Source organism: Kocuria rosea, from assembly GCF_006094695.1.
Taxonomy (GTDB): Bacteria; Actinomycetota; Actinomycetes; order Actinomycetales; family Micrococcaceae; genus Kocuria; species Kocuria rosea.
On the sequence record NZ_CP035103.1, the window covers coordinates 844,461 to 868,303 of the forward strand.

General features: G+C 73.2%; 21 protein-coding genes, 2 tRNA genes and 1 pseudogene. 14 read left to right on the forward strand and 10 right to left on the reverse strand.

Features of this window, described 5'->3' with window-relative positions; genetic code table 11:
* Positions 1–13 precede the first annotated feature (13 nt).
* The 5 genes and pseudogenes from EQG70_RS18880 to tadA form a co-directional block, all read right to left on the reverse strand.
* A pseudogene (locus EQG70_RS18880) lies at positions 14–1,861 on the reverse strand (FAD-binding and (Fe-S)-binding domain-containing protein); the annotation flags it as partial.
* Between the two features lie 85 nt (positions 1,862–1,946).
* Positions 1,947–2,273 carry a 2Fe-2S iron-sulfur cluster-binding protein gene (locus EQG70_RS03895; protein WP_017833918.1) on the reverse strand — a complete coding sequence of 109 codons (327 nt, stop codon included), beginning with the start codon at positions 2,271–2,273 and terminating at the stop codon, positions 1,947–1,949.
* Between the two features lie 123 nt (positions 2,274–2,396).
* Positions 2,397–3,230: a thioesterase family protein gene (locus EQG70_RS03900; protein ID WP_109268498.1), complete on the reverse strand. Its 834-nt coding sequence runs from the start codon at positions 3,228–3,230 to the stop codon at positions 2,397–2,399.
* Positions 3,231–3,436: 206 nt separating this feature from the next.
* A tRNA-Ser gene (locus EQG70_RS03905) sits at positions 3,437–3,526 on the reverse strand.
* 29 nt (positions 3,527–3,555) lie between these two features.
* Positions 3,556–4,101 (reverse strand): tRNA adenosine(34) deaminase TadA, encoded by a 546-nt coding sequence (tadA, locus tag EQG70_RS03910; protein WP_109268497.1) that lies wholly within the window; start codon positions 4,099–4,101, stop codon positions 3,556–3,558.
* Positions 4,102–4,189: 88 nt separating this feature from the next.
* Between tadA and upp the strand changes: the two genes are divergently transcribed.
* The 5 genes from upp to EQG70_RS03935 all read left to right on the forward strand — a co-directional run bounded on the left by upp (position 4,190) and on the right by EQG70_RS03935 (position 9,030).
* On the forward strand, positions 4,190–4,825 hold the full coding sequence (gene upp / locus EQG70_RS03915; protein WP_031283230.1) for a uracil phosphoribosyltransferase: 636 nt from the start codon (positions 4,190–4,192) through the stop codon (positions 4,823–4,825).
* Positions 4,826–5,332: 507 nt separating this feature from the next.
* On the forward strand, positions 5,333–6,157 hold the full coding sequence (locus EQG70_RS03920; RefSeq protein ID WP_035927744.1) for a winged helix-turn-helix domain-containing protein: 825 nt from the start codon (positions 5,333–5,335) through the stop codon (positions 6,155–6,157).
* 96 nt (positions 6,158–6,253) lie between these two features.
* Positions 6,254–6,793: a SixA phosphatase family protein gene (locus EQG70_RS03925; RefSeq protein WP_017833923.1), complete on the forward strand. Its 540-nt coding sequence runs from the start codon at positions 6,254–6,256 to the stop codon at positions 6,791–6,793.
* 53 nt (positions 6,794–6,846) lie between these two features.
* A complete protein-coding gene (locus EQG70_RS03930) occupies positions 6,847–7,833 on the forward strand; it encodes an aldo/keto reductase (protein ID WP_109268496.1) in 987 nt (328 codons plus the stop codon).
* A 12-nt stretch (positions 7,834–7,845) separates the two neighbouring features.
* Positions 7,846–9,030 carry an FAD-dependent monooxygenase gene (locus tag EQG70_RS03935; protein WP_109268495.1) on the forward strand — a complete coding sequence of 395 codons (1,185 nt, stop codon included), beginning with the start codon at positions 7,846–7,848 and terminating at the stop codon, positions 9,028–9,030.
* Positions 9,031–9,113: 83 nt separating this feature from the next.
* Here the strand turns inward: EQG70_RS03935 and EQG70_RS03940 are convergent.
* Positions 9,114–9,189: transfer RNA gene (locus EQG70_RS03940), tRNA-Arg, on the reverse strand.
* A gap of 299 nt (positions 9,190–9,488) precedes the next feature.
* On the opposite strand from EQG70_RS03940, the gene EQG70_RS03945 reads away from it, so the two are divergent.
* The 3 genes from EQG70_RS03945 to EQG70_RS03955 all read left to right on the forward strand — a co-directional run bounded on the left by EQG70_RS03945 (position 9,489) and on the right by EQG70_RS03955 (position 13,270).
* On the forward strand, positions 9,489–11,354 hold the full coding sequence (locus EQG70_RS03945) for a phosphoenolpyruvate carboxykinase (GTP) (protein ID WP_017833926.1): 1,866 nt from the start codon (positions 9,489–9,491) through the stop codon (positions 11,352–11,354).
* A gap of 178 nt (positions 11,355–11,532) precedes the next feature.
* Positions 11,533–12,024: an RrF2 family transcriptional regulator gene (locus tag EQG70_RS03950; RefSeq protein WP_017833927.1), complete on the forward strand. Its 492-nt coding sequence runs from the start codon at positions 11,533–11,535 to the stop codon at positions 12,022–12,024.
* A gap of 58 nt (positions 12,025–12,082) precedes the next feature.
* Positions 12,083–13,270 (forward strand): globin domain-containing protein, encoded by a 1,188-nt coding sequence (locus EQG70_RS03955; RefSeq protein ID WP_017833928.1) that lies wholly within the window; start codon positions 12,083–12,085, stop codon positions 13,268–13,270.
* Between the two features lie 66 nt (positions 13,271–13,336).
* On the opposite strand, the gene EQG70_RS03960 is transcribed toward EQG70_RS03955, so the two are convergent.
* Positions 13,337–14,737 (reverse strand): phosphomannomutase/phosphoglucomutase, encoded by a 1,401-nt coding sequence (locus EQG70_RS03960; protein ID WP_035927725.1) that lies wholly within the window; start codon positions 14,735–14,737, stop codon positions 13,337–13,339.
* A 73-nt stretch (positions 14,738–14,810) separates the two neighbouring features.
* Here EQG70_RS03960 and manA point away from each other — a divergent pair, with 73 nt between their 5' ends.
* Positions 14,811–15,914 carry a mannose-6-phosphate isomerase, class I gene (gene manA, locus EQG70_RS03965; protein WP_241975610.1) on the forward strand — a complete coding sequence of 368 codons (1,104 nt, stop codon included), beginning with the start codon at positions 14,811–14,813 and terminating at the stop codon, positions 15,912–15,914.
* A gap of 24 nt (positions 15,915–15,938) precedes the next feature.
* Here the strand turns inward: manA and mdlC are convergent, their stop codons facing one another.
* Together mdlC and EQG70_RS03975 are read right to left on the reverse strand one after the other, a co-directional pair.
* Positions 15,939–17,540, reverse strand: coding sequence for a benzoylformate decarboxylase (gene mdlC / locus EQG70_RS03970; protein ID WP_031283236.1), 1,602 nt, complete (start codon positions 17,538–17,540; stop codon positions 15,939–15,941).
* A gap of 94 nt (positions 17,541–17,634) precedes the next feature.
* Positions 17,635–18,585, reverse strand: a complete 951-nt coding sequence (locus tag EQG70_RS03975; protein WP_017833932.1) for a LysR family transcriptional regulator — start codon at positions 18,583–18,585, stop codon at positions 17,635–17,637.
* A 132-nt stretch (positions 18,586–18,717) separates the two neighbouring features.
* Between EQG70_RS03975 and EQG70_RS03980 the strand changes: the two genes are divergently transcribed.
* From EQG70_RS03980 to EQG70_RS04000, 5 genes are all read left to right on the forward strand, one after another.
* On the forward strand, positions 18,718–19,680 hold the full coding sequence (locus EQG70_RS03980; RefSeq protein WP_035927715.1) for an ABC transporter substrate-binding protein: 963 nt from the start codon (positions 18,718–18,720) through the stop codon (positions 19,678–19,680).
* A gap of 38 nt (positions 19,681–19,718) precedes the next feature.
* A complete protein-coding gene (locus EQG70_RS03985; protein WP_051063790.1) occupies positions 19,719–20,513 on the forward strand; it encodes an ABC transporter permease in 795 nt (264 codons plus the stop codon).
* Positions 20,510–21,283, forward strand: a complete 774-nt coding sequence (locus EQG70_RS03990) for an ABC transporter permease (protein WP_109268494.1) — start codon at positions 20,510–20,512, stop codon at positions 21,281–21,283. The genes EQG70_RS03985 and EQG70_RS03990 overlap by 4 nt, the downstream gene beginning before the upstream one ends.
* Positions 21,273–22,178, forward strand: a complete 906-nt coding sequence (locus tag EQG70_RS03995) for an ABC transporter ATP-binding protein (protein ID WP_244296652.1) — start codon at positions 21,273–21,275, stop codon at positions 22,176–22,178. Before EQG70_RS03990 ends, EQG70_RS03995 begins: the two co-directional genes overlap by 11 nt.
* A gap of 94 nt (positions 22,179–22,272) precedes the next feature.
* Positions 22,273–22,485 (forward strand): hypothetical protein, encoded by a 213-nt coding sequence (locus EQG70_RS04000; RefSeq protein ID WP_017833937.1) that lies wholly within the window; start codon positions 22,273–22,275, stop codon positions 22,483–22,485.
* 60 nt (positions 22,486–22,545) lie between these two features.
* On the opposite strand, the gene EQG70_RS04005 is transcribed toward EQG70_RS04000, so the two are convergent.
* Entirely contained in the window at positions 22,546–23,760 is a 1,215-nt protein-coding gene (locus EQG70_RS04005; protein ID WP_109268493.1) for a glycerophosphodiester phosphodiesterase family protein, read from the reverse strand.
* Positions 23,761–23,843 lie beyond the last annotated feature (83 nt).

Sequence of the window (23,843 nt, forward strand, 5' to 3'; positions counted from 1 at the left end):
AGGAAGGAGCTCAGGCCGTGCCGGTAGTGGTGGTGCAGGAACTCGGCCTTGTACGTCGCCATGTCCACGTTGACCGGGCACTCGGACGCGCAGGCCTTGCAGGACAGGCACAGGTCGAGGGCCTCGAGGGTCTCCTTCGACTTCCAGCCGTCCGTGATGGACTCCCCGCGCAGCATCTCGGCGAGGGACCGGGCGCGGCCGCGGGTCGAGTGCACCTCGTCGTGGGTCGCCTGGAAGGACGGGCACATGGCGCCGACGTCGGAGCGGCAGGAGCCCACGCCCACGCACCGGTTGACCGCGCTGGAGAACGAGCCGCCGTCGCGGGAGAACGCATGCACGGGCGTCAGCTCGAACGTGCGGGCGCCGGGCCCGGGGCGCACGCCCTGGTCGATGGGCTCCGGGTCCACGAGCACGCCGGGGTTGAAGACGCCGTCCGGGTCGAAGACGGCCTTGAACGCCGCGAAGGCGGCCAGGGCCTCGGGGGAGTAGATCGTGGCCAGCAGCTCGGACCGGGCGCGGCCGTCGCCGTGCTCGCCGGAGACCGAGCCGCCGTAGCGGTGCACGAGCCGCGCGGCGCGCTCGATGAACGTGCGATAGGTCGCCATCCCCTCCTCGGTGCCGAGGTCGAAGGAGATGCGGATGTGCACGCAGCCCTCCCCGAAGTGCCCGAAGGGGATGCCGGTGAGGCCCAGCTCGTGCAGCAGGTCGTAGAGGTCGCGCAGGTACTCGCCCAGGCGCGCCGGGGCACCGCGGAGTCCTCCCACCCCGGCCAGGCCTCCCCGCCGTCGGGCAGGCGGGTGACGATCCCGGCGCCGGCCTCGCGGATCCGCCACAGGGCGCGGGCCTGCCCCGCGTCGGAGACGATCACGGAGTCCACGACGTTCTCCGGGACGAGCCCCGGCAGGGTGCGGGCGGCCGCCTCGGCCTCCTCGAGGGTGTCCGCGCCGACCTCGCAGTAGAGCCAGCCGCCGCCGCGGGGCAGCTCGCCGCCGGCGTGCTCCTGGCCCTGCCGGGTGCGCAGGGCGTCGAGCAGGTCCGCGCCCATGCCCTCGATGGTGTACACCCCGGGCACGCGCAGCTTCGGCGCCGCCGTGGCGGCCTCGAACGCGTCCTCGAAGCCCAGCACGGCCAGGGCCGTGTGGGCGGGCCTGCGGACCAGACGGACCGTGAGCTCGGTGATGACCCCACAGGTGCCCTCCGTGCCGGCGAAGGCCTTGGCGGCGTCGAAGCCCTTCTCGCCGAGCAGGTAGTGCAGCCCGTACCCGGAGACCTGGCGCGGGAACTGGCCGAGCTCGGTGCGCAGCATGGCCAGGTGCCGGTCCCGGATCCCGGTCAGCGCCCGGTCGATCCCCGGCTCGGAGGTGCCGCCCTCGTGCAGCTCCACCACCCGGCCGTCGGCGAGCATGACCTTCAGCGAGACCAGGTTGTCCGCGGACGTGCCCCACGCCACGGAGTGGGAGCCGCAGGCGTTGTTGGCGACCATCCCGCCGATCGTGCACCGCGAGTGCGTCGAGGGGTCGGGTCCGTAGGTGAGGCCGAACTCGGACGCCGCGGAGCGCAGCTGGTCGCAGATCACCCCGGGCTCGATCGTGGCGGTCATCGCCTCGGGGTCGATCGACAGGATCCTGTTGAAGTGCCGGGAGGTGTCGATGACCAGCCCGTCGCCGATCGCGTTGCCCGCCACGGAGGTGCCGCCGCCGCGGGAGACCACCGACCAGCCCCGCTCCTTCGCCAGCGCCAGCAGCTCGCGGACCTCCTCGACGCTGCGCGGCTCGGCCACCGCCTCGGGCAGCCGCCGGTAGATCGACGCGTCCGAGACGTAGGCGGCGCGGGTGGTGAGGTCCTCGCGGATGTCGGTCATGGTCCACTTTCCTGCGCGCCGGCGAGGCCGGTCCGTCCGGGGTCTGGTCAGGGCTGGCGGGGGCGTCCCCGCGGGGACGGGGGGCTCACCACTCGGGGGCGATGGTGACCTCGGCGCCGTCGAGCTCCTCCGCCCACTCGACCTGGCAGCTGAGCCGGGAGGTGTCGTGGCGGGTGTCGTCGAGCATGTCGAGGAGGTCCTCCTCCTCGTCGTTGATCTCGTTGGCCTTCGAGAAGGAGGTCTGGTCGAGGTAGGAGTGGCAGGTGGAGCAGGACGCGTTGCCGCCGCAGGTCGCGAGGATCGGGTACTTGTGGCGGGTGAGGGCCTCCATGAGGCTCTCGTAGTCCTTCCACTCGACGCCCTCGGTGCGGTTGCCCTCGCGGTCGATCACGGTGATGTTGATGCTGCTCACTGGGTGTCCTCCTCGGGGCGCGGTCGCCCCTGGTCTCGACGTCGGAAATCCCGCCCCATTGTACGGTCGCGCGGCGGCGCCCACCGACGGGCCGGGGCCCGCGCCCGGCCCGTCCGGCTCGGCTCAGCCGGAGACCGGGAGCGGCCGGATCGTCAGGGACTGGGCGACCTGGCCCAGGTAGCCGGCCTCGTCGTGCAGCGCGGACTCGGTGAGGCCCACGCCGGTGTCGCCGAAGGTGACGTGCGTGTCGAGGCCCACCCACGGGGAGACCGGCTCCCGGACCAGGTGCACGCTCAGGTCCACGTTGGGGAAGACCATCTCGTCGGGGCCCACCCGCACGGCGATGCCGTTGGCGGCGTCCACGGCCGCCAGGAACCGCGCCGTGGTGGAGGACTCCTCCCCGGCGACGACGGCGTGCGGCGCGCGCAGCCACATGGCCGCCCGGCCGGGCCGGTGCTCGCGCACGGTGCGGCCCTCGAGGGAGGCGATGTAGCCGCCCGGCCACCGCCCGGTCATCGTGGCGGGCAGGGCGTCGCCCACCGGCGGCAGGGCCTCCCGGTGCGTGCCGGCGGTGTCGGCGGTCTCGCCCCGGAGCAGCCGCCACACGCTCAGCCGGATGCAGGAGCGCCCGGCGTGGCTCATGGTGGCCTCGACCAGCTCGATGGTGCGGCCCGGGCGGACCACGCGCGTGGTCACCTCGACCTCGCCGCCGGGGATGAAGCCGAGGATGTCGTAGGAGAAGCGCACGGGCAGGAGGTCCGCGCGGGGGTGGTCGGCCTCCACGGCGTGGGCGAGCAGCCCGGAGGCGGCGCCCATGTGCTGCTCGGCCTCGCTCCAGGCGCCCTGCGAGTGCAGCGTCGAGCGGAACTGGGTGCGGTACAGCCGCACGAAGTACGCGTCCGGGTACTCCTCCCCGTCCGCTCCCAGGTGTCCGACTGCCTGCGCCGACGTCGTCATGCTGCCCCTCTTCCGTTTCCGTCCGGGCCCGCCGCACGGCGGGCGTGGTGATCGCCACCACGGTATCCAACGGCGGCCCGCGCTCCCCGCCGCCGGCCGCCCCGGGCCGGGGCCGTCCACGTCCTCCGGGGGCGCCGGACGGGGCGGGACCGGCGGGCGGGCATGCGGAAGGCCCCGGATCCCTCAGGACCCGGGGCCTTCCCGACTGGCGGTGACGGAGGGATTTGAACCCTCGTTGGCTCTTACACCAAACATCATTTCGAGTGATGCACCTTCGGCCGCTCGGACACGTCACCAGCTCGCAGTACTGTACCGGCTGGCGAGCTCAACCGCCAAAACCCGCGGGGCCGGCGGGACCGGGAGCGGCGGGCCCGGCGCTGTCGTCCCCGCCGCGCCGGTGCTCCGCGAAGAAGTCGAGGAGCAGCCGGGAGCACTCCTCGGCCAGCACGCCGCCGGTCACCTCCACCCAGTGGTTGAGCCGCCGCTCCCGGAGCACGTCGAGGACGGAGCCGGCCGCCCCGGCCTTGTCGTCCCACGCGCCCAGGACCACGCGGGGCACGCGGGCCAGGACGATCCCGCCCGCGCACATCGCGCAGGGCTCGAGGGTCACCACCAGCGTGCAGCCGTCCAGCCGCCACGAGCCCAGGGCGCGGGCGGCGTCGCGCAGCGCCAGGATCTCGGCGTGGGCGGTGGGGTCGCCGTTGGCCTCCCGGCGGTTGCGGCCCCGGCCGACCACCGTCCCGTCCGGGCCGACCACGACGGCGCCGATCGGCACGTCCTGCGTCCTGAGCGCCGCCCGGGCCTCGGCGAGGGCCAGCCGCATCCACTCCTCCGCCCGGGCCTCGGAGCGGGTGCGCGGGGGCAGTGCCATGCGGTTCTCCTCCTGGGCGGGTCGCCGGGCCGGGCGGGGTCCGGCGAGGGGGCGGGGCGCCCCCGTGGCCCGATGGTAATTTTGGTCCATGCGAGTGACCGTTCTCGACCACCCATTGGTGGCACACAAACTGACCGTGCTCCGGGACAAGAACACCACGTCCCCGGTGTTCCGCCTGCTCGTCGAGGAGCTCGTGACGCTGCTCGCGTACGAGGCCACCCGGGGCGTCCGCGTGGAACCGGTGGAGATCGACACGCCGGTCACGCGCACCACGGGCGTGGGGCTGTCGAAGCCACGGCCGCTGGTCGTGCCGATCCTCCGTGCGGGCCTGGGCATGCTCGAGGGCATGACCCGGCTGATCCCCACGGCCGAGGTGGGCTTCCTCGGCATGGCCCGCAACGAGGACACCCTCGACATCATCACCTACGCCGAGCGGCTGCCCGACGACCTCACCGGCCGCCAGGTCTTCGTCCTCGACCCGATGCTGGCCACGGGCGGGACGCTGCGGGAGGCGATCAAGTTCCTCTACCGCCGCGGGGCCGAGCAGATCACGTGCGTCTGCCTCCTGGCCGCCCCCGAGGGCCTGGCCGCCCTCGAGGAGGAGCTGGGGGACTCCGAGGTCAACATCGTCCTGGCTGCGAGGGACGAACGGCTCGACGAGAACGCCTACATCGTCCCGGGCCTCGGGGACGCCGGGGACCGGCTCTACGGCGTGGTCGACTGACCGCCGTCCCGTGACACCGCAGACCACGCGCTGAAAAGGCCCGCCGACGTCCTCGGCGGGCCTTTTTTCGACCTCCGGCCACGTGTTCACATCGTGAGACGAAGAGTTCACCGACGAAGCCGTCTTGACAACAGGATCGGGACCTGCTTGAGGGGCGGAAAAGCCCCCGGATGGTCCCAGAGGTCTGATATCCCGGGGGTCGGACGGAAAACGGCATCACAGCCGCAAGGTGAAGGAGGTTCATTTTGGCGGAGCACTTGGACAGCCGTCGTTCGAATCTCGCATCGTGAGATAACGCCTCGAATATTACTTGCGGGATCCAGGGGGCTGGTGGACCATGAGAGCAACGCCACTGTCAGGAATTTGCCAGCTTCGCGGGGACCCTCCCCGACCACCACGGAGCGGGCCGGTTCGGGAGCTGGGAGCGGCGGGGCCGTTCCGAGGGGCGGATCGACTCAGGCGGACGGAACCTCGTCCGCCGCACGACGGAAAGACGAGGGGCACCAGATGCCAGGCACACCGGGATACGTGCACATTTCCCAGCGCAACCGCACGAGCGAGGCCCGTGCTGTCCGCGGTCCGGCCGCGGCCCCCGAGCGGGGGCAGACCGCCCCCGCCGACTACCGCAGCCTCCGGAGCACGATCGGCCCCATGTCGGCCGCGCCGGGCGAGACCCCGCTCCCCACCCGCCTGCAGCGGGACACGGCGCCGCGTCCGCAGGTGCAGGAGAACGAGGCGCGCGGGTTCGTGATCTACGTGGGTCTCGACGAGGAGACCGCGGCGGCCAGCGGCACCTCGCTGGTCAAGATGGTCCAGAGCATCCGGGCGTACGCCCAGCAGCTGGTCCCGCAGGCCGACTCCTACGCCGCCGTGGCGCTGGCTCCCGCCAACACCGCCGGCACCGACCTCGAGGTCGTGCGCAACGCCCTGGGCGACCCCACCTCGGGGGCCGTGCGGCCCACGGCGCCCGCCGCGCCCGCGCCGGCGCCCGAGACGAAGACCAGCCAGTCCACCGGGGTGCTCATCGACCTCTCCCGCCGGGAGGTCTTCCTCGACGGCGGCCTCCTGAACCTCACGTTCAAGGAGTTCGAGCTGCTGAACTACCTCGTGGAGAACGGCAGCCGGACCGTGGGCCGCCACGAGCTGCTGCACAGCCTGTGGCGCGACTCCGAGGAGGTGCCCAACGAGCGGACCATCGACGTGCACATCCGGCGCCTGCGCTCCAAGCTCGGCCGGCTCGCGAACACCGTGCGCACCGTCCGCGGGCAGGGCTACCGCTTCTACGAGCACCCCGAGGTCGTCGTGTGGGCGGCCCCCGAGTACTCCATCTGATCCGCGTCCCCGATCCGTGCAGGCCCCGGTTCCGTCCCGCGACGCGGAGGAGCCGGGGTCGCTCCGTGCCCGGCGGACGCGTGGCATCATGAATCGATGACCCGCCACGACCGGAAGAAGCTCGTCCTCATGCGCCACGCGGAGGCCGAGCACCCGTGGGGCGTGGCCGACCACGACCGCCCCCTGGACCGCGGCGGGGCCGCGGACGCCGCCGCCGCGGGGCGCTGGCTGCTGGCGAACGGGCACGTGCCGGACATGATCCTGTGCTCGAGCGCCCTGCGCGCACGCCAGACCTGCACGTGGGTGTGCAGCGAGCTCGGCGACCTCGCCCCGACCGCCCGGCTCGACGAGTCCCTCTACGCGGCCCAGGACAGCCGGATCATCGCGGTACTCAACCACGTGCCGGACACCGTGGAGTCCCTGCTGCTCATCGGCCACCTGCCCGGTCTGCGCGACGCCGCCCTCCGCCTGGCCACACCGGACTCCGACTACGACGCCGTCATGGCCCTCGCCGACGGCTGCCCCACCTCCGGGCTGGCGGTCCTGGAGGTTCCCGGCACCTGGGCCGGACTGGACGGCGCCGACGCCCGCCTGGTGGACTTCACGGTGCCGCGACCGTCCGCGGGAGACCGCTGACCGGCGGTCCTCCGGGCGCCGGCGCGGCGGCCGGACCGACGAAGGAGCACTGGATGCGACAGATCGAATTCACCCCGTCCGGGGACCGCGTGGGCGCGATCGGGTTCGGGGCCATGGGCCTGAGCTGGGTCTACGACCGGCACGGGCTGACCGAGCGGCGCAAGCACGAGGTGCTCGGGCTCGCGGTGGACCTCGGCATGAACGTGGTGGACACGGCGGTGCTCTACGGCGGGGGAGCCAACGAGGAGCTCGTCGACGCCGCCCTCGCCCCGCGCCGGGACGAGGTGTTCCTCTGCTCCAAGACCGGGCTGCGCGCGGCCTCCCTGGAGCCGCCCCGGACGGAGCGCTGCGGGCACCCGGACGAGGTGCGCCGCTCGATCGAGGACAGCCTGCGCCGGCTGCGCACCGACGCGGTGGACCTCTACTACCTGCACCGCGTGGACCCCGACGTGCCCCTCGAGGACACCTGGGGCGCGATGGGCGAGCTCGTGACCGCGGGCAAGGTGCGCCACCTGGGGCTCTCCGAGGTCAGCACGGAGCAGGCCGAGCGGGCGCACGCCATCCACCCGGTCGCGGCCGTCCAGTCGGAGTACTCCCTGTGGACCCGCAACCCCGAGGGGTCTGGCCCCACCGCCGACGGGGACCCCTCCGGGGACGTCATCGGGTGGTGCGCCGAGCACGGGGCGGTGTTCGTCCCCTTCTCCCCGCTGGGCCGCGGCTACCTCTCCGGCGCCCTCGCGGGCCGGGAGTTCTCCGGCTCCGACTTCCGCTCGCGCAACCCCCGGTTCACGCCGGAGGCCATGGCCGCCAACGAGGACGCCGTGCTGGCGCCCCTCCGCGAGGTCGCCGGCCGGCACGGGACCTCGCCCGCGGCGGTCGCGATCGCCTGGACCACGGTGCGCGGCGAGCACGTGCTGCCGATCCCCGGCACCACCGACCCCGGCCACCTGCGGGAGGACGCCGCGGCCGCGGACCTGCGCCTGACGGCCGAGGACCTGACCCTGCTGGACGGCGTGGCAGCCGTCGGCGACCGGTACTGAGCGGCGCCGGCCGTGCGCGCGGTCGTCTGCGGGGCGGGCATCGCGGGACTGGCCCTGGCCGGGTGCCTGGGCCGGCGGGGCTGGGAGGTGGTGGTCCTGGAACGGGCGCCGCGCCTGCGGGAGCAGGGCTACATGATGGACTTCTTCGGCCCCGGCTGGGACGCCGCCGAGGAGATGGGCGTGCTGCCGGCGGTCCTGGAGCTCGGCTACCGGGTCGAGCGGCTCAGCTACGTGGACGACCGCGGCCGCGACCGGGCCGGGCTGCCGTTCGCCCGGTTCGCCCACGCCCTCGACGGGCACCTGGTCAGCGTGATGCGCCCCGACCTCGAGCGGGTCCTGCGCGAGCACGCCCGGGGCGTCGCGGAGCTCCGCTACGGCCGGCGCGTCGTCGGGGTCCGGCAGCGGCCCGGCGGGGCGGGCGCGGTGCTCGACGACGGCACGGTGCTCGACGCCGACCTGGTGGTCGGCGCGGACGGGGTGCACTCGGCGGTGCGGCGCTCCGCGTTCGGGCCCGAGGAGCGCTTCCGCCGCTGGCTGGGCCTGCACACGGCGGCGTTCGTGGTCGACGACCCGGAGGCGTGCCGGCAGGTCGGCGACCGCTTCTGCCTCACGGACAGCGTCGACCGGGCGATGGGATTCTACGGGCTGCGCGACGGGCGCCTGGCGGTGTTCGCCGTGCACCGGGCCGCCGCACCGTCCCTGCCGGCCGACCCCCGGGGCACCCTGCGTGCCGTCCACGGCTCGCTGGGCTGGATCGTGCCCCGCGTCCTGGAGGCCTGTCCCGGCGGGGACCGGCTCTACTACGACCAGGTGGTGCAGATCGAGCTGCCGTGGTGGAGCAGCGGCCGGGTCGTGCTGCTCGGGGACTCGGGCCAGGCGGTGTCCCTGCTGGGCGGCCAGGGCGCCTCGCTGGGGATCGCCGGGGCGTGGCTGCTCGCCGAGCGGCTCGACCGCGCCGGATCGGTCGAGGAGGCGCTGACGGGCTGGGAGCGGGTCTGGCGGCCGGTCGTGGCGGAGAAGCAGCGCGTCGCCCGCGGCGGGGCGCAGTGGTTCCTGCCGTCCTCCCGCGCCCGCCGCCAGGCGCGGCGCCTGGCGCTGCGTCTGGCCGCCCTCCCGGGGCTCGACACCGTGGTGACCCGCGGCCTCGTGGGGCGCGCCGGGGGAGACGTCCGGGCGCTCGCCGCGGCCCCGGCCTGAGCCGTCCGCGGCCCGGGCCGCAGCGGCCGGGTACGAAGAAGCCCCTCACCGGCGTCTCCGCCGGTGAGGGGCTCTTTCGTGGATGGTGCGCCCGAAGGGATTCGAACCCCCAACCTTCTGATCCGTAGTCAGATGCTCTATCCGTTGAGCTACAGGCGCATCGGCGTCCCGGCGTCACCGCCGTTCAAACCGGACATCACTCTACATGCGGCCCCCGGCTGCGCAAAATCCGGGGGCGCCCCGCCCGGCACCCGGCGCGACGGGCCGCGGCGCGCGTAACCCTGCTGGGGCGGCCGGGGCCGGGGCGATACGATGGACCCACATCACAGTAGAGACCGGCCGCCCACCTCCACGCCGCTCACTGTGGGCCCGGTGACACCGGGTCGAGTGTTCGACGACGAGCACCACCACGAGAGCCCCGGGCGGTCGGCGGACGGCCTCAACGAGGAGACATGTCAATGGCTGACAACCCCACTGCAACGACGGAGACCACCGGGCTGAACGAGGCTGTGAAGGACGCGCTGGACAGCGCGCCCACCACCCATGCGCACCTCCTCTCGTGGGTGCGGGAGATGGCGGAGCTGACCCAGCCGGACCGCATCCACTGGGTCGACGGCTCGGAGGCCGAGTGGACGCAGCTCACCGACGAGCTCGTGGACGCCGGCACCTTCGTCCGCCTGGACGAGGAGAAGTTCCCCAACTCCTTCGCCGCGTTCTCGGACCCGGACGACGTCGCCCGGGTCGAGGAGCGCACCTTCATCTGCACCAAGACCGAGAAGGGGGCGGGCCCCACCAACAACTGGGAGGACCCGGAGGTGATGCGCAGCTCCCTGCGCAAGAAGTTCCGCGGCGCCATGCGCGGGCGCACGATGTACGTCATCCCCTTCGTCATGGGCCACCTGGAGGCCTCGCGGCCGAGCTACGGCGTGGAGATCACCGACTCCGCCTACGTGGTGTGCTCCATGCGCATCATGGCGACCATCGGCACCCCGGTGCTGGAGAAGATGACCGAGCAGAACGGCTTCTTCGTCGAGTGCCTGCACTCGCTGGGCGCCCCGCTGGCCCCGGGCGAGCAGGACGTGCCCTGGCCCTGCAACCCCGCCAAGTACATCGTGCACTTCCCCGAGGACCGGGCCGTCTGGTCCTTCGGCTCCGGGTACGGGGGCAACGCCCTGCTCGGCAAGAAGTGCTACGCCCTGCGCATCGCCTCCGCCATCGCCCACGACGAGGGCTGGCTGGCCGAGCACATGCTCATCCTCAAGGTCACGAACCCCGAGGGCAGGAGCCGGTTCATCTCCGCGGCCTTCCCCTCGGCCTGCGGCAAGACCAACTTCGCGATGCTCGAGCCCACGCTCGAGGGCTGGAAGGCCGAGATGGTCGGCGACGACATCTCCTGGATCCGCTTCGGCAAGGACGGCCAGGCCCGGGTGACCAATCCGGAGGCCGGTCTGTTCGGCGTGGCTCCGGGCACGGGGTGGCCCACCAACCCCAACGCCATGCGCGCCATCGCCCGGGGCAACACGATCTTCACCAACGTGGCGCTCACCGACGACGGCGGCGTCTGGTGGGAGGGCATGACGGACGAGACGCCCGAGCACCTGACCGACTGGAAGGGCCGTGACTGGACCCCGGAGAGCGGCCGTCCCGCCGCGCACCCGAACTCGCGCTTCTGCACCCCGATCAAGCAGGCCGACATCCTCGCCCCCGAGTACGACGACCCGGAGGGCGTGCCGCTGTCCGCGATCGTCTTCGGCGGCCGCCGCAAGACCACCATCCCGCTCGTGTCCCAGTCCTTCGGCTGGGAGCACGGGGTGTTCCAGGGCGCCACGCTGTCCTCGGAGACCACCGCCGCCGCGAAGGGCGCCGTGGGCGTCGTCCGGCGCGACCCCATGGCCATGCTCCCGTTCATCGGCTACAACGCCAACGACTACCTCGAGCACTGGGTCGAGGTCGGCGAGCGCATCGGCGAGGACGACATGCCGAAGGTCTTCTACGTCAACTGGTTCCGCCGCACCCCGAGCGGCGGCTTCGCCTGGCCGGGCTTCGGCGAGAACTCCCGCGTGGTCAAGTGGATCTTCGACCGCCTCGAGGGCACGGCCGGCGGCCGGGAGACCCCGATCGGCATCGTGCCCACCAAGGAGGACCTCGACCTCACCGGCCTGGACGTCTCGGACGAGGAGCTCGAGGCCGCCCTCAAGGTCGATGTCGAGGAGTGGCGGGCCGAGCTGCCCAGCATCGACGAGTGGTTCCACCGGCTCGGCCACGTGCCCGAGCCCATCCTCGAGCAGCGTGCCGGGCTGGAGGACCGCCTGAACCAGGCGTGATCCCCGTCCCGGGGTGCTGCGGCGCCCCGGGGCCGGCGGTCGGACGAGGGGTCTCCCGTGCCGGGAGGCCCCTCGTCCGTGTCCGCCGCCCGCGTGGGACAATGGGGGCGCTCCCGCGGCCGGCCGGGACGCGCGAGGTCTCGGAAGGAGCCGCCATGAGCGACCGGAGGACCCCGCCGTGCGGCTGACCGCGTTCTCGGACATCGCCCTGCGCGTCCTGCTGCTGACAGGAGCCGTCCCCGAGGGGGAGAAGCTCACCACGCGCGCCATCGCCGAGGGCGTGGGCGCCCCCTACCACCACGTGACCAAGACCGTGGGCCGGCTGAGCGGGCTCGGGCTGCTGGCCTCGAGCCGCGGCCGCACCGGCGGGGTGTCGATCACCCCCGCCGGCCTGGACGCCACCGTTGGCTCGCTCCTGCGCGAGCTGGAGGCGGGCTCCGCGATGGTCGAGTGCGAGTCGGCCGGCGGCGACTGCCCGCTGGACCGCGGGTGCCGGCTGCGCCGCGCCCTCGCGGACGCGCGGGAGGCCTTCTACGGCGCGCTCGACGACGTGCGGGTGCGGGACCTCGTGAGCGAGCGGCAGGTGGGCCCGGTGCTGGTGTCCATCGGGCTGCGCCCGCCCGAGCCGCCGGCGGCCACCGCGGGGGGCGCGCCGCCGCCGATGACGTAATCAAGCATTTGAGATGCTACTTTTGAGGAGTCATCCACCGGCTCCCCAGGAGGCAACCGTGCTGTCCGACCAGTCCCGTCCCGTCATCGAGCAGACCATCGGCGTCGTCGCCGAGCGCATCCCGTTCATCACCCCCGAGTTCTACCGGTCCATGTTCGAGGCGCGCCCCGATCTGCTGGACGGCATGTTCAGCCGCTCCAACCAGAAGAACGGGACCCAGGCGCAGGCCCTCGCCGGCTCCATCGCGATGTTCGCCTCCTGGCTGCTGACCCACCCCGAGGGCTACCCGGACGAGCTGCTCTCCCGCGTGGCGCACAAGCACGCGTCCCTGGGCGTGCTGCCCCAGCACTACCCGATCGTCCACGAGCACCTCTTCGGCGCGATCGCCCGGGACCTCGGCGACGCCGCGACGCCCGAGGTCGTGGCCGCCTGGGACGAGGTGTACTGGCTGATGGCCGACGCCCTGATCAAGATCGAGGAGGGCCTCTACGCGGGCCAGGCGAACAGCGTGGTCTTCGCCCCGTTCCGGGTCGCGGCCAAGGAGCAGACCGGGACCACCACCACGGCGATCACCCTCGAGCCCGCCGACGGCACCCCGATGACCCCCGCGGTGGCCGGCCAGTACGTGACCGTCGAGGTGCGGATGCCCGACGGCGTGGACCAGCCGCGGCAGTTCACGCTGGTGCCCGGGCCCGAGGGGACCCGCCGGATCGCCGTGCGACTCGACGAGCGCGGCGAGGTCACCCCGGTGCTCTGCCACGACGTGCAGGTGGGCGACGTCCTGCGGGTCTCCAACCCCTACGGGGACGTGGTGCTCCCGGAGGGGGAGGGGCCGCTCGTGCTGGCCTCCGCCGGCATCGGCGTGACCCCCATGCTGGCGTTCCTGGACCGGCTCGTCCGCCAGGAGTCGCAGCGGCAGGTCCTCGTCCTGCACGCCGACCGCTCGGCGGAGGACTGGGCGCTGCGGGAGCTGCACGAGATGCTGGTCGCCGAGCTGCCCCACGCCCGCCTGGAGACCTGGATGGAGACCCCGGGGGACGGCGACCACGACGGGTTCATGGACCTCGGCGCCGTGCGGATCCCGGCCGACGCCCAGGTGGTGCTGTGCGGCCCGCTGCCCTTCATGCAGGCCGTCCGCTCCGCCGTGATCGCCCAGGGCGTCCCGGGGCGCAGCGTGGCCTACGAGATCCTGGGCCCGGACCAGTGGATGCTCCACGACGAGGCGCGCGAGACCGCCGCGGTCTGAGCGCCCGCAGCGCACGGGGCCCCGCCGGACGGCTCGTCCGGCGGGGCCCCGTTGCGTGCCGGGGTCTCAGACGCGCACGATGTCCAGCACCCGGTCCCGGACCCGCTCCATCGTCGCCGGGTCCTTCGCCTCGACGTTGAGGCGCAGGAACGGCTCGGTGTTGGAGGGGCGCAGGTTGAACCACCAGCCCTCGTCCGGGCAGCTGAGCGTGGTGCCGTCCAGCTCCTCCACGCTCACGTCCCGGCCGGCCAGGGCGTCGACGACCCGCCGGACGGCACCGGCCTTGTCCTCCACCGTGGAGTTGATCTCACCGGAGGCCGCGTACGGGTCGTACTGGTGCATCAGCTCGCTCAGCGGCCCGTCCTGCTCGCCCAGCGCGGCCAGGAGGTGCATCGCGGCGAGCATCCCGGTGTCCGCGTTGAAGAAGTCCTTGAAGTAGTAGTGCGCGGAGTGCTCGCCCCCGAACACGGCGCCCTCCTCGGCCATGACGGCCTTGATGAACGAGTGGCCCACCCGGGTCCGCACGGGGCGGCCGCCGCGGGCGGTGACCAGCTCGGGCACGGCGCGGGACGTGATGAGGTTGTGGATGATCACCGGGTTCTCCACGCCCTCCGCCCGGGCGCGCTCGATCTCCCGCTCGGCCACGAGCGCGGTGACGGCCGAGGGCGAGACGGCCCCGCCCTGCTCGTCGACCACGAAGCAGCGGTCGGCGTCGCCGTCGAACGCGATGCCCAGGTCCGCGCCGTGCTCGCGCACGGCCCGCTGGAGGTCCACGAGGTTCTCCGGCTCGAGCGGGTTGGCGGGGTGGTTGGGGAACGTGCCGTCCAGCTCGAAGTACAGGGGCACGACCTCCAGCGGCAGCGGCTCCAGCACGGCGTCGCCCAGCACCGCGGGAGTGGTCAGCCCCGCCATCCCGTTGCCGGCGTCGACCACCACCTTGAGCGGGCGGGTCCCGGACAGGTCCACCAGGGAGCGCAGGTACTCCGCGTAGCCGGTCAGCACGTCCCGCTCGGTGACCGTGCCGGGGACGGGGGCCTCCGGGACCGCTCCGTCGTCGAGGTAGCGCTGGGCGAGGTCGCGGATGTCGTAGAGGCCCGTCTCGGAGGAGACCGGGACGGCCCCGGCCTTCGACATCTTCATGCCGTTGTACTCGGCGGGGTTGTGGCTCGCCGTGAAGGTCACCCCGGCGGCGCCGAACGTCCCGGACGCGTAGTACAGCTCGTCGGTGGAGATCAGCCCGATCTTCACGACGTCCGCGCCGCGGCGGACCGCGCCCTCGGCGAAGGCGTCCACGAACTCCGGCGAGGAGGGGCGCATGTCGCCGCCCACCAGGACCGTCAGGCCGGCGAGGCCCAGGACGTCCACGAACGCGGCGCCGGTGGCCCGGACCGTCTCCGCGGTGATGGACTCGCCCACGATGCCGCGCACGTCGTAGGCCTTGAACGAAGCTGAGAGATCGATAGTCACAAGGGGTGATCTTAGGCCACGGGCGCTCCCGGGTGCCGCGGGGCGCGGGCGGTCCTGTGATTGGATGACGAGCATGGTCGAGATCCTCCGCATGCGCAATCCCGTCCAGCACTATGCGTGGGGCTCCCGCGAGGTGCTGGCCCGCCTCCAGGGCAGACCCGTGCCGAGCCCCGAACCCGAGGCCGAGCTGTGGGTCGGCGCGCACCCCTCCGCGCCCTCCGTCGTCGTCCGGGACGGCCGGGACGAGCCGCTGGAGGGCCTGCCGTTCCTGCTCAAGATCCTGGCCATCGACGCCCCCCTGTCCATCCAGGTGCACCCCTCGCCGGAGCAGGCCGAGGCGGGCTTCGAGCGCGAGCAGCGGGCGGGGATCCCGCTCGACGACCCGCGGCGCAACTACAAGGACCGCTCCGCCAAGCCCGAGACCGTCGTGGCCCTCACCGACGTGGAGCTGCTCACGGGGGTGCAGCCGGCGGACCGGCTGCGCGCCACCGCCGCGCGCCTGGGGCTGGACTGGCTGCGCGACGCCGCCGCCGGCGGGCGCCCCGTGCTGCCGGCCGTGCTGACGCTCGACGACGACGCCGCCGCGGCCGCCGTGGCGGCGACCGTCGACGCGGCCCGCGCCGCGGGCCCGCAGGACCCGGTGGCCTCGCTGGTCCGCTACGTGCACGACCGGCACCCGGGCGACCGCGGGCTGCTGGTCGCGGTGTGCATGCACCACGTCCGCCTCGCCCCGGGGCAGTCCCTGCACACCCCGGCCGGGCAGCTCCACGCGTACCTGTCCGGGACGGCGATCGAGGTGATGAGCTCCTCGGACAACGTCCTGCGCGCCGGGCTGACGGGCAAGCACGTGGACGTGGCCGAGCTGCTCGCCGTGCTGGCCGACGAGCAGGCGGCCCCGGAGGTCGTCGAGCCCGCCGCCGACGAGCACGGCCGCCGCGTCTACCCCCTGTGGGACGAGCGGCTGTCGCTGACCGCCCACGAGCTCGTGCCGGGACGGGCCGTGCCCGTCGGGCTGCGGGGCACCACGGTCCTGCTGAGCACCGGGGACCGGGTGCTGGTGCGGGCCGCCGGCCGGGAGTGGGAGCTGGCCGGCGGGGAGTCGCTGCTGCACCGGGGCGGCCCCGGCACCGTCGAGCTGTCCGGCGACGCCAGGGTGTTCACGGTCTCCTGCCGCTGAGCCGCCCCCGGCGCGCGGCGCCGCTCAGGGGGTGGTCAGCTCCGTGCGGACCTCGATGAGCGTGGGGCCCTCGGCCGCGAGACCCTGCCGCACCAGGTCGGCGAGCTCCGCGGCCGTGCCCGCGGCCTGCGCGGGCACCCCGTAGCCCCGCGCGAGGCTCAGGAAGTCGATGCCCGGCACGTCCAGCCCCGGCACGTCCCCCGTGCCCAGCATGCCCGCGAACCAGCGCAGCGCGCCGTAGGTGCCGTTGTTGAGGATCACGAACACGACCGGGACCCGGTACTGCGCCGCGCTCCACAGGGCGGTGATCCCGTAGTTGGCCGACCCGTCGCCGACCACCCCGATGACCGGACGGTCCGGCCGGGCCAGCTTCACGCCGACCGCCGCGGGCAGCCCGAAGCCCAGGCCGCCGGAGGCCGGCCAGAAGTAGGAGCCGGGCTCCCGCAGGTCCATGTGCCTCCAGAAGTCCCCGTTGGTGGAGGTCGACTCCACCACGTAGGCGGTGTCCGCCGGCGCCGTCTCGCGCAGCACCTCGAACACGGCGCCCGGGTGGAAGACGCCGTCCACGGGCTCGCGGGCGGGCGGCGGCACCGTCCACCCGACCGGGGCGGCCGGGCGCGCCCCGCCGTCCCGCTCGTGCAGGGCGGCCACCAGGGCCGCGGCCGTCGCGGCGAGCCCGGCCACGAACGAGGTCCCGAACGGCGCCCGGGCGGCCTCGCCCGGGTCCTCCGTGACGTGCAGCAGCTGCGTGCCCTCGGCCAGGTACCGGGCGGGCTCGTACTGGTGGTAGCGGAAGACGGGGGCGCCGAGCACCAGGACCACGTCGTTCTCCTCGAGGGCGGCGTGCACGCCCCGCTCCGAGGCGGGGAGGACCCCGCGGAACTGCGGGTGCCGGTTGGGGAAGGGGAGCCGGTAGGGGGAGGGCGCCACCCACACGTCGGCGCCGAGCAGCTCGGCGAGCTCGCGGCTGACCCCGTTCGCCGCCACGGCGTCCACCTCGGAGCCCAGCACCAGCGCGGGCCGGCGGGCTCCGGCCAGCAGACCGGCGATCTCCCGCACGTGCTCGGGGGCCGGGTGCAGGCCCTCGACCACCCGCCGGGGCAGCAGGTAGTCGTCGTTGTCGGCGGACTCCCGGTCCCAGTCGTCGTAGGGGACCGAGACGTAGGTGGGGCCGCGGGACCCGGTGCACGCCTCCCACAGGGCCTGGTCCAGCATGCGGGGGACGTCCTGCGCGGACAGCGGCTCGCCCGCCCACTTCGTCAGCGGGGAGGTCAGGTCCGGGGCCGCCACGTTGGCGAGCATGGGCTCCGCGCCGATCGTGGCGCGCACCTGCTGGCCGGCCGTGACCACGAGCGGGGTGTGCGAGCTGGCGGCGTTGGTCAGCGCGCCCATGGCGTTGCCCGTGCCGGAGGCCGAGTGCAGGTTCACGAGCGCCGGCCGACCCGTGGCCTGCGCGTAGCCGTCGGCCATGCCCACGACCACTCCCTCGTGCAGCCCCAGGACGTACCGGATGCCGGGGGGCAGGTCCCGCAGGAAGGGCAGCTCGTTGGAGCCCGGGTTGCCGAACACGGTGTCGAGGCCCCGGGCCTGCATCCAGCGGTGGGTCCTGGCACGGATGGTGGTCACGCTGCGCTCCAATCGGGACGCGGCACCGGCGTGCCGCCTCACCGCGAGAGTAGAAGGGGGCCGGGGGCACGGCCAGTCGATGTTTTCTATCCCCTCATAGACGGCGACGATGCCAGGGCCCGGGCCGCAGCGGCGCCGACGGGTCCGGCGAGACGGACTCCCGCAGCGTGTCCACGACCAGCCGCGCGAACCACTGCTGCGCCGGGCGCTGGTGGGCGGTCTCGCGGGTGTAGGCGGCCAGCTGCAGGACCGGCATCTCGACCGGGTGCGGGAAGACCCGGATCCCGGCCGCCTCCTGGAGCGTCTCGGCGAGGAACCGCGGCAGCACCGCGAGGCAGTCGGTGCGCTCCACCACGGAGACCAGGCCCGTGAAGTGGGACAGCCGCAGGGCCGTGCTGCCCGGGGCGCCCGCCCGCTCCGCCGCGACCTCGGCGAGGTCGTGGCCCATCGACGGGGCGAGCCGGATCCGCGGCTCCTCCGCGAACTGCTCGAGCGTGAGCCGCTCCCGGACCCGCGGGTGGCCGCGGGCCGCGATCACCACGTACTCGTCGGTGCCGACGACGGTGCGGACGATGCCGGGCCCGCCGATGTACGGGGCGCAGATCGCGGCGTCCACCCGGTTGCGGAGCAGGTCCTCCGGGACGCGCTCCACGTCCAGGGGCAGCACGGTCAGCTCCACACCGGGTGCCTGCTCCCGCAGCGCCACCATGACGGACGGCAGGAACGCCAGCTCCCCGAGGTCGGTCAGCGCCAGGGTGAAGCGCTCGCGGGCGGTCTCCGGGTCGAACAGCCCGCCCGAGGAGACGGCCGCGGTCACCTGGGCGATCCCCGCCTTGACCTGCGGGAAGATGCTCCGCGCGAACGGCGTGGGGCTCAGGCCCCGGCCCTCCCGGACGAACAGCTGGTCGTTGCACTGCCGGCGCAGGTTCTTCAGAGCGTGGCTCACCGTGGGCTGGGTGAGGTGCAGCTCGGCGGCGGCCCCCGTGACGCTGCCCTGCTCGTAGACCGTGCAGAACACGCGCATCAGGTTCAGGTCCAGCTCCACGGCACCCCTCCTCGGTCAGCGACTCATAGATGTCATACATCGGTCCATCGACAACATGCACTGGTTTGTGAATGCTACGTCACTAGAGTGATCCCCATCACAACGGGCACCGGACGACACAGGGGAGGCACGATGCGGCGACCGCTCATCGGCTTGGGAGCAGCAGGATCCGTACTGGCGCTGGCCGCGTGCGGCGGCGGCGACGGCGGAGGCGGCACGGAGGCCGAGGGGGAGATGCAGGCCGTCACCGTCGGCGTCATCCCCATCGTCGACACCGCCGCCATCTGGCTGGGCGAGGAGCAGGGCTTCTTCGAGGAGGAGGGGATCGACCTCGACATCCAGACCACCAGCGGCGGCGCCGCCGCCGTGCCGGGCGTGGTCAGCGGGGACTTCGACTTCGCCTTCGGCAACACCCTGTCCGTCATGGTCGCCCAGGGCGAGGGGCTGGACCTCGAGTACGTCGCCAACGGCACCACGACCTCGGGCGACACCGAGCGGGACTTCGGCGCCGTGGTGGTGCCCGCCGACTCGGACATCCAGGGCCCCGAGGACCTGGCCGGCAAGACGGTGTCGGTGAACAACCTCAACAACATCGGCGACACGACGATCCGCCACGTCGTCGAGCAGGCCGGCGGGGACCCGCAGAGCATCGACTTCGTGGAGGTCGGCTTCCCGGACGCCCCGGCCGCGCTCGACCGCGGCCAGGTGGACGCGGCCTGGATCCTCGACCCGTTCCTCACCCAGGTCCTCGACGAGGGCGCCCGCGCGGTGTCCTACAACTTCGTGGAGTTCGACCCGGAGCTCGACATCGCCGGCTACTTCACGACCGCCCAGAAGCTCGAGGAGGACCCCGAGCTGGTGGAGAAGTTCCAGAACGCCATGAACCGCTCGCTCGAGTACGCGAACGAGAACCCGGACGCGGTCCGGGAGATCGTCGGGACCTACACGGAGATCAGCGACGAGCTGCGCGCCGAGATGGCCCTGCCGCGCTTCCGCACCGAGTTCGACCGCGAGGCGCTGCAGAAGCTGGGCGACGCCGCCGTGGAGTACGGGACCCTCGAGCAGGCCCCCGACCTCGACGCGCTGCTGCCGTAGCCGTCCGCGGACCCGGCACCCGAGGGAGGGAGCACGACATGGCACGAAAGCGCACGGGACGGGCCTGGGGGCCCGGGGTTCTCGGGGTGCTGGGGATCCTCGGGTTCCTGCTCACCTGGGAGCTGCTGCCCCTGACGGGGATCGTCGACCCCCGGTACCTGCCCCCGGCCAGCGCGGTCCTGCTGGAGCTCGGGGAGCAGCTCGGCTCGGCGGGCTTCTGGCTGGCGGTCTGGCAGACCGTCCGGGCCTGGTTCCTCGGGCTGCTGATCGCCGCGGTCGCCGCGATCGTCCTGGGGCTGGTCATCGGCAGCAGCACGTTCCTGCGCCGGGCCACCCACAGCACGATCGAGTTCCTCCGGCCCATCCCGTCGGTCGCGCTCATCCCGCTGGCCGTCCTGCTGTTCGGCGTGCAGCTCGAGTCCACTCTGCTGCTGGTCGTGTACGCGTCCTTCTGGCAGATCCTCATCCAGGTCCTCTACGGGGTCGGGGACGTGGACACCGTGGCGCAGGACACGGCCAAGAGCTACGGGCTCGGGACGCTGGCCCGCGTCCGGTACGTCACGTGGCCCACGTCCCTGCCCTACGTGATCACCGGGCTGCGGCTCGGGGCGGCCGTGGCGCTGATCCTGGCGGTCACCGCCCAGCTCGTGATCGGCACGCCGGGGCTGGGCCGGGAGATCTCCCTGGCCCAGTCCGGCGGCGCCGTCACGGCCATGTACGCGTTCATCGTCACGGCCGGGCTGCTGGGCGTGCTCATCAACCTGGGGATGCGGGCGCTCGAGCGCCGGGCGCTGGCCTGGCACTCGTCCGTCCGCGGAGAGGTGGCGGTGTGAGACTCGTCAAGACCCTGGGCTACGCGCTCGCGCTGCCCGTCCTGCTGGTCCTGCTGTGGTGGGCCTACACCCTGACGACGACCAACTTCTACGTCCCGGAGCCGGGCGAGTTCGCCACGACGTTCGTGGACGTCTGGTTCGGCGACCGGTTCTTCGACGACGTGCTGCCGAGCATCGGCCGGCTCCTGGTCGGGCTGGCGCTGTCCATCCTGCTCGGCGTCGTCGCCGGGCTCGTCATCGGGTCGGTGCGCTGGCTGCGGAACCTGCTGGAACCCGTGCTCGAGTTCTTCCGGGCGATCCCGCCGCCGGTGCTGGTGCCCGTGCTGATGCTGCTCATCGGCGTCAACGACCAGATGAAGGTGGTGGTGATCGTGCTCGGGTCCGTGTGGCCCGTCCTGCTGAACACCATCGAGGGCGTGCGCTCGGTCGACTCCGTCATGAACGAGACGGCGCGCTCGTACGGGATCCACGGGTGGTCGCGGATCGTCCACCTGGTGATCCCCGCCGCCAGCCCCCAGATGATGGCCGGCATCCGGCAGGCCCTGTCGATCGGGCTGATCCTGATGGTGATCTCGGAGATGTTCGCCTCGTCCTCGGGGCTCGGCTTCACCATCGTGCAGTTCCAGCGATCGTTCGCCATCCCCGAGATGTGGAGCGGCATCGCCGTCCTGGGTCTCATCGGGGTGGTGCTGGCGTTCGTCTTCCAACGTGTTGAACGCAAGGTCCTCGCCTGGTACCGGGGCCTGAAAGAGGTGGAGAATGCAGGCTGAATCAGGAAGCTCGGCAGTGGACGGCGGCGCGACCGCACCCCGGACCGGCACGGACGCGACCGCCACCGGGGTCTCGGACGCCGGCGCGGGACGCACCGGCGGGAAGGACGTGCTGCTGTCCGTGCGCGGGCTGCAGAAGATCTACCAGAGCGACCACGGCGACGTGGAGGCGGTCCGCAACCTCACGTTCGACCTCGGCCGCGGCGAGCTGGCGTGCCTCGTGGGGCCCTCCGGCTCCGGCAAGACCACGCTGCTCAAGTGCATCTCGGGGCTCATGGCGCCGACCTCCGGCGAGGTGCTCCTGGGCGGCGAGAAGGTGACCGGTCCGCCCAAGGACATGGCCGTGGTCTTCCAGGAGTACGGGCGCAGCCTGTTCCCCTGGATGACGGTCCGCGAGAACGTGGAGCTGCCGCTGAAGAACGCCAGGCTGGCCCGGGACGAGCGGAACCGGCTCGTGGAGGAGGCGATCGCCGCCGTGGACCTGCGCGGCGCGGACAAGAAGTACCCGTGGCAGCTCTCCGGCGGCATGCAGCAGCGCGTCGCCATCGCCCGGGCGGTCGCCTACCAGCCGAAGATCCTGCTGATGGACGAGCCCTTCGCCGCGGTGGACGCCCAGACCCGCGCCGACCTCGAGGACCTCATCCGGGACGTGTGGCACCGGATGGGCGTGACCGTGCTGTTCGTGACCCACGACATCGACGAGTCCGTCTACCTCGGCGAGCGCGTCATCATCCTCTCGAGCTCGCCCACCGTGGTCCAGGAGGACCTCCCGATCGACCTGCCCGACGACCGCGACCAGCTCACCACCCGCGGCCTGCCGCGGTTCACCGAGCTGCGCGGGCACGTCTACGAGGAGATCCAGCGCGCCAAGCGGGAGGCGGGCACGAGGGTCTGAGCCGGCCCGCGGCCGCGTCCGGAGCCGGTGCGCCCACTACACTGGGCCCACCGGCTCCGGAGCGCCCGGGGCCGTTCTCCCCGGGAGGCCCGCCATGAGCACCACCCCGTCCGACGGTCTGCGCGGCACCACCGCGCCGTGCCCGCGCTGCGGCGCCACCGGGTTCGAGCTGGTCTACGTGCAGATCATGCCCGACGACTGGGACCTGGCGCGCGACGTCGAGCTGGCGTCCCCGTCGATGATGCTGCCCGACGGGCGCGCCCCCGAGTTCTCCTGCCAGAACGGGCAGTGCCGCCACCTCTGGTGAGCCCGGGCGGGCCCGCCGGTGGTCGCCGGCGGGGCCCGCTCGGCGCGGGGGCGTCCCGGATCAGTTGGCGAAGACGTCCAGCAGCCGGCCGTTGTCCGTCCACAGGGCGACGGACTCGCCGCCGTTGTTGAGCACGGCGGAGGTGCCGCCGTTGTAGTGGGCGTCCTCCGTGCCGGTGCCCGGTCCGGTGTGCACGCGCAGCCGCTCGCCCGGGGCCAGCTCGTAGCCCTCGCCCACGGTGAGGACGTTGTTCGCGGCGTCGCGCAGCACGTACCCGCTGACGTCCACGGCGGTCCGGCCCGTGTTGGTGAGCACCACGTGCTCGCCGGTCCCGGGCTGGAGGTCGTCGCCGGGGACGTCGTTGACGGAGTCCTCGATCCGGATCCCGTTGTTCGCGGGGAAGGGGTCGCGCCCGTCCAGGTGGCGGGCCGTCTGGAGGGGGAAGTCGCCGGTGATCATGTCGACGCCGAGGTCCACCACGTGCTGGACCGCTTCCGGGGAGTTGACGGTGTAGACGCCCAGGGCCAGGCCGGCGGCGTCGACGCGCGCGACGTCGCCGGCGTCGAGGGTGCGGTAGTTCGTGCCCACGGAGTCCACGACACCGGCCCACCGCTCGATCGTGGCGGCGTCCGGGACGCTGCCGGTGAGCTGCTGCAGGGGCACGTCGGGGGCCAGCCCGGCGAAGGTCCGGTTGGACGCCTCGTCGAAGCCGATGACGGTGACCTTGTCCGCCGCGAGCAGCTTCGCCCAGTCCCGGTCCTCGGCCAGGGCGTCGGCCACGACCTGCTCGATGCCGGGGGAGTTCTGCGGGGACTTGATCTCGATGTAGACGCCGGTGTTGACGGTGGCGATCCGCGCGGCGTCGTCGAGGTGGGGGATCCGCTCCCCGGCGAACTGCGCGTCGAAGGAGGAGCCGGCGTCGAGCTGCTGCAGCTCGTCCCACGTGAAGGACGTGATCGGGTCGTCCTCGCGGCCGGGGAAGACCTCCTCGACGTCCGTGGTGCGCGCGGGGGTGCTGTCGTGGAACAGGAACGGCACGCCGTCGGCGCTGAGCTGGACGTCGATCTCCAGGTAGTCGACGTCGGCGGCGCGGGCGTCCTTGAACGCGGGGACCGTGTTCTCGGGGGCGGTGCCGGCGGCGCCGCGGTGCCCGACGACGATCGGGTCCTCGGTGCCGGAGGGGGCGGCGGCGGCCGGCAGCGCCGAGCCGAGCACGGCCACGGCGGACAGGGCCGCGGCGGCGCCGCGCAGGGTGCGGGGGGAACGGGTGGTCATGACGGTGCTCCTCGTGCCTGGGGGGACAGTGCCCCTCCACCGAAGCGGAGCGCGGAGACGAACCGGTCAACGCGACGTGACGA

Bases quoted from the DNA above. Each gene is read 5' to 3' on its own strand.
- EQG70_RS03925 (WP_017833923.1), top strand. From the start codon at position 6,254: ATGACCCGCCACGACCGGAAGAAGCTCGTCCTCATGCGCCACGCGGAG.
- EQG70_RS03920 (WP_035927744.1), top strand. From the start codon at position 5,333: ATGCCAGGCACACCGGGATACGTGCACATTTCCCAGCGCAACCGCACG.
- EQG70_RS04005 (WP_109268493.1), bottom strand. From the start codon at position 23,760: ATGACCACCCGTTCCCCCCGCACCCTGCGCGGCGCCGCCGCGGCCCTG.
- EQG70_RS03900 (WP_109268498.1), bottom strand. From the start codon at position 3,230: ATGACGACGTCGGCGCAGGCAGTCGGACACCTGGGAGCGGACGGGGAG.
- EQG70_RS03985 (WP_051063790.1), top strand. From the start codon at position 19,719: ATGGCACGAAAGCGCACGGGACGGGCCTGGGGGCCCGGGGTTCTCGGG.
- upp (WP_031283230.1), top strand. From the start codon at position 4,190: ATGCGAGTGACCGTTCTCGACCACCCATTGGTGGCACACAAACTGACC.
- EQG70_RS04000 (WP_017833937.1), top strand. From the start codon at position 22,273: ATGAGCACCACCCCGTCCGACGGTCTGCGCGGCACCACCGCGCCGTGC.
- EQG70_RS03930 (WP_109268496.1), top strand. From the start codon at position 6,847: ATGCGACAGATCGAATTCACCCCGTCCGGGGACCGCGTGGGCGCGATC.
- manA (WP_241975610.1), top strand. From the start codon at position 14,811: ATGGTCGAGATCCTCCGCATGCGCAATCCCGTCCAGCACTATGCGTGG.
- tadA (WP_109268497.1), bottom strand. From the start codon at position 4,101: ATGGCACTGCCCCCGCGCACCCGCTCCGAGGCCCGGGCGGAGGAGTGG.
- EQG70_RS03980 (WP_035927715.1), top strand. From the start codon at position 18,718: ATGCGGCGACCGCTCATCGGCTTGGGAGCAGCAGGATCCGTACTGGCG.
- EQG70_RS03995 (WP_244296652.1), top strand. From the start codon at position 21,273: ATGCAGGCTGAATCAGGAAGCTCGGCAGTGGACGGCGGCGCGACCGCA.
- EQG70_RS03945 (WP_017833926.1), top strand. From the start codon at position 9,489: ATGGCTGACAACCCCACTGCAACGACGGAGACCACCGGGCTGAACGAG.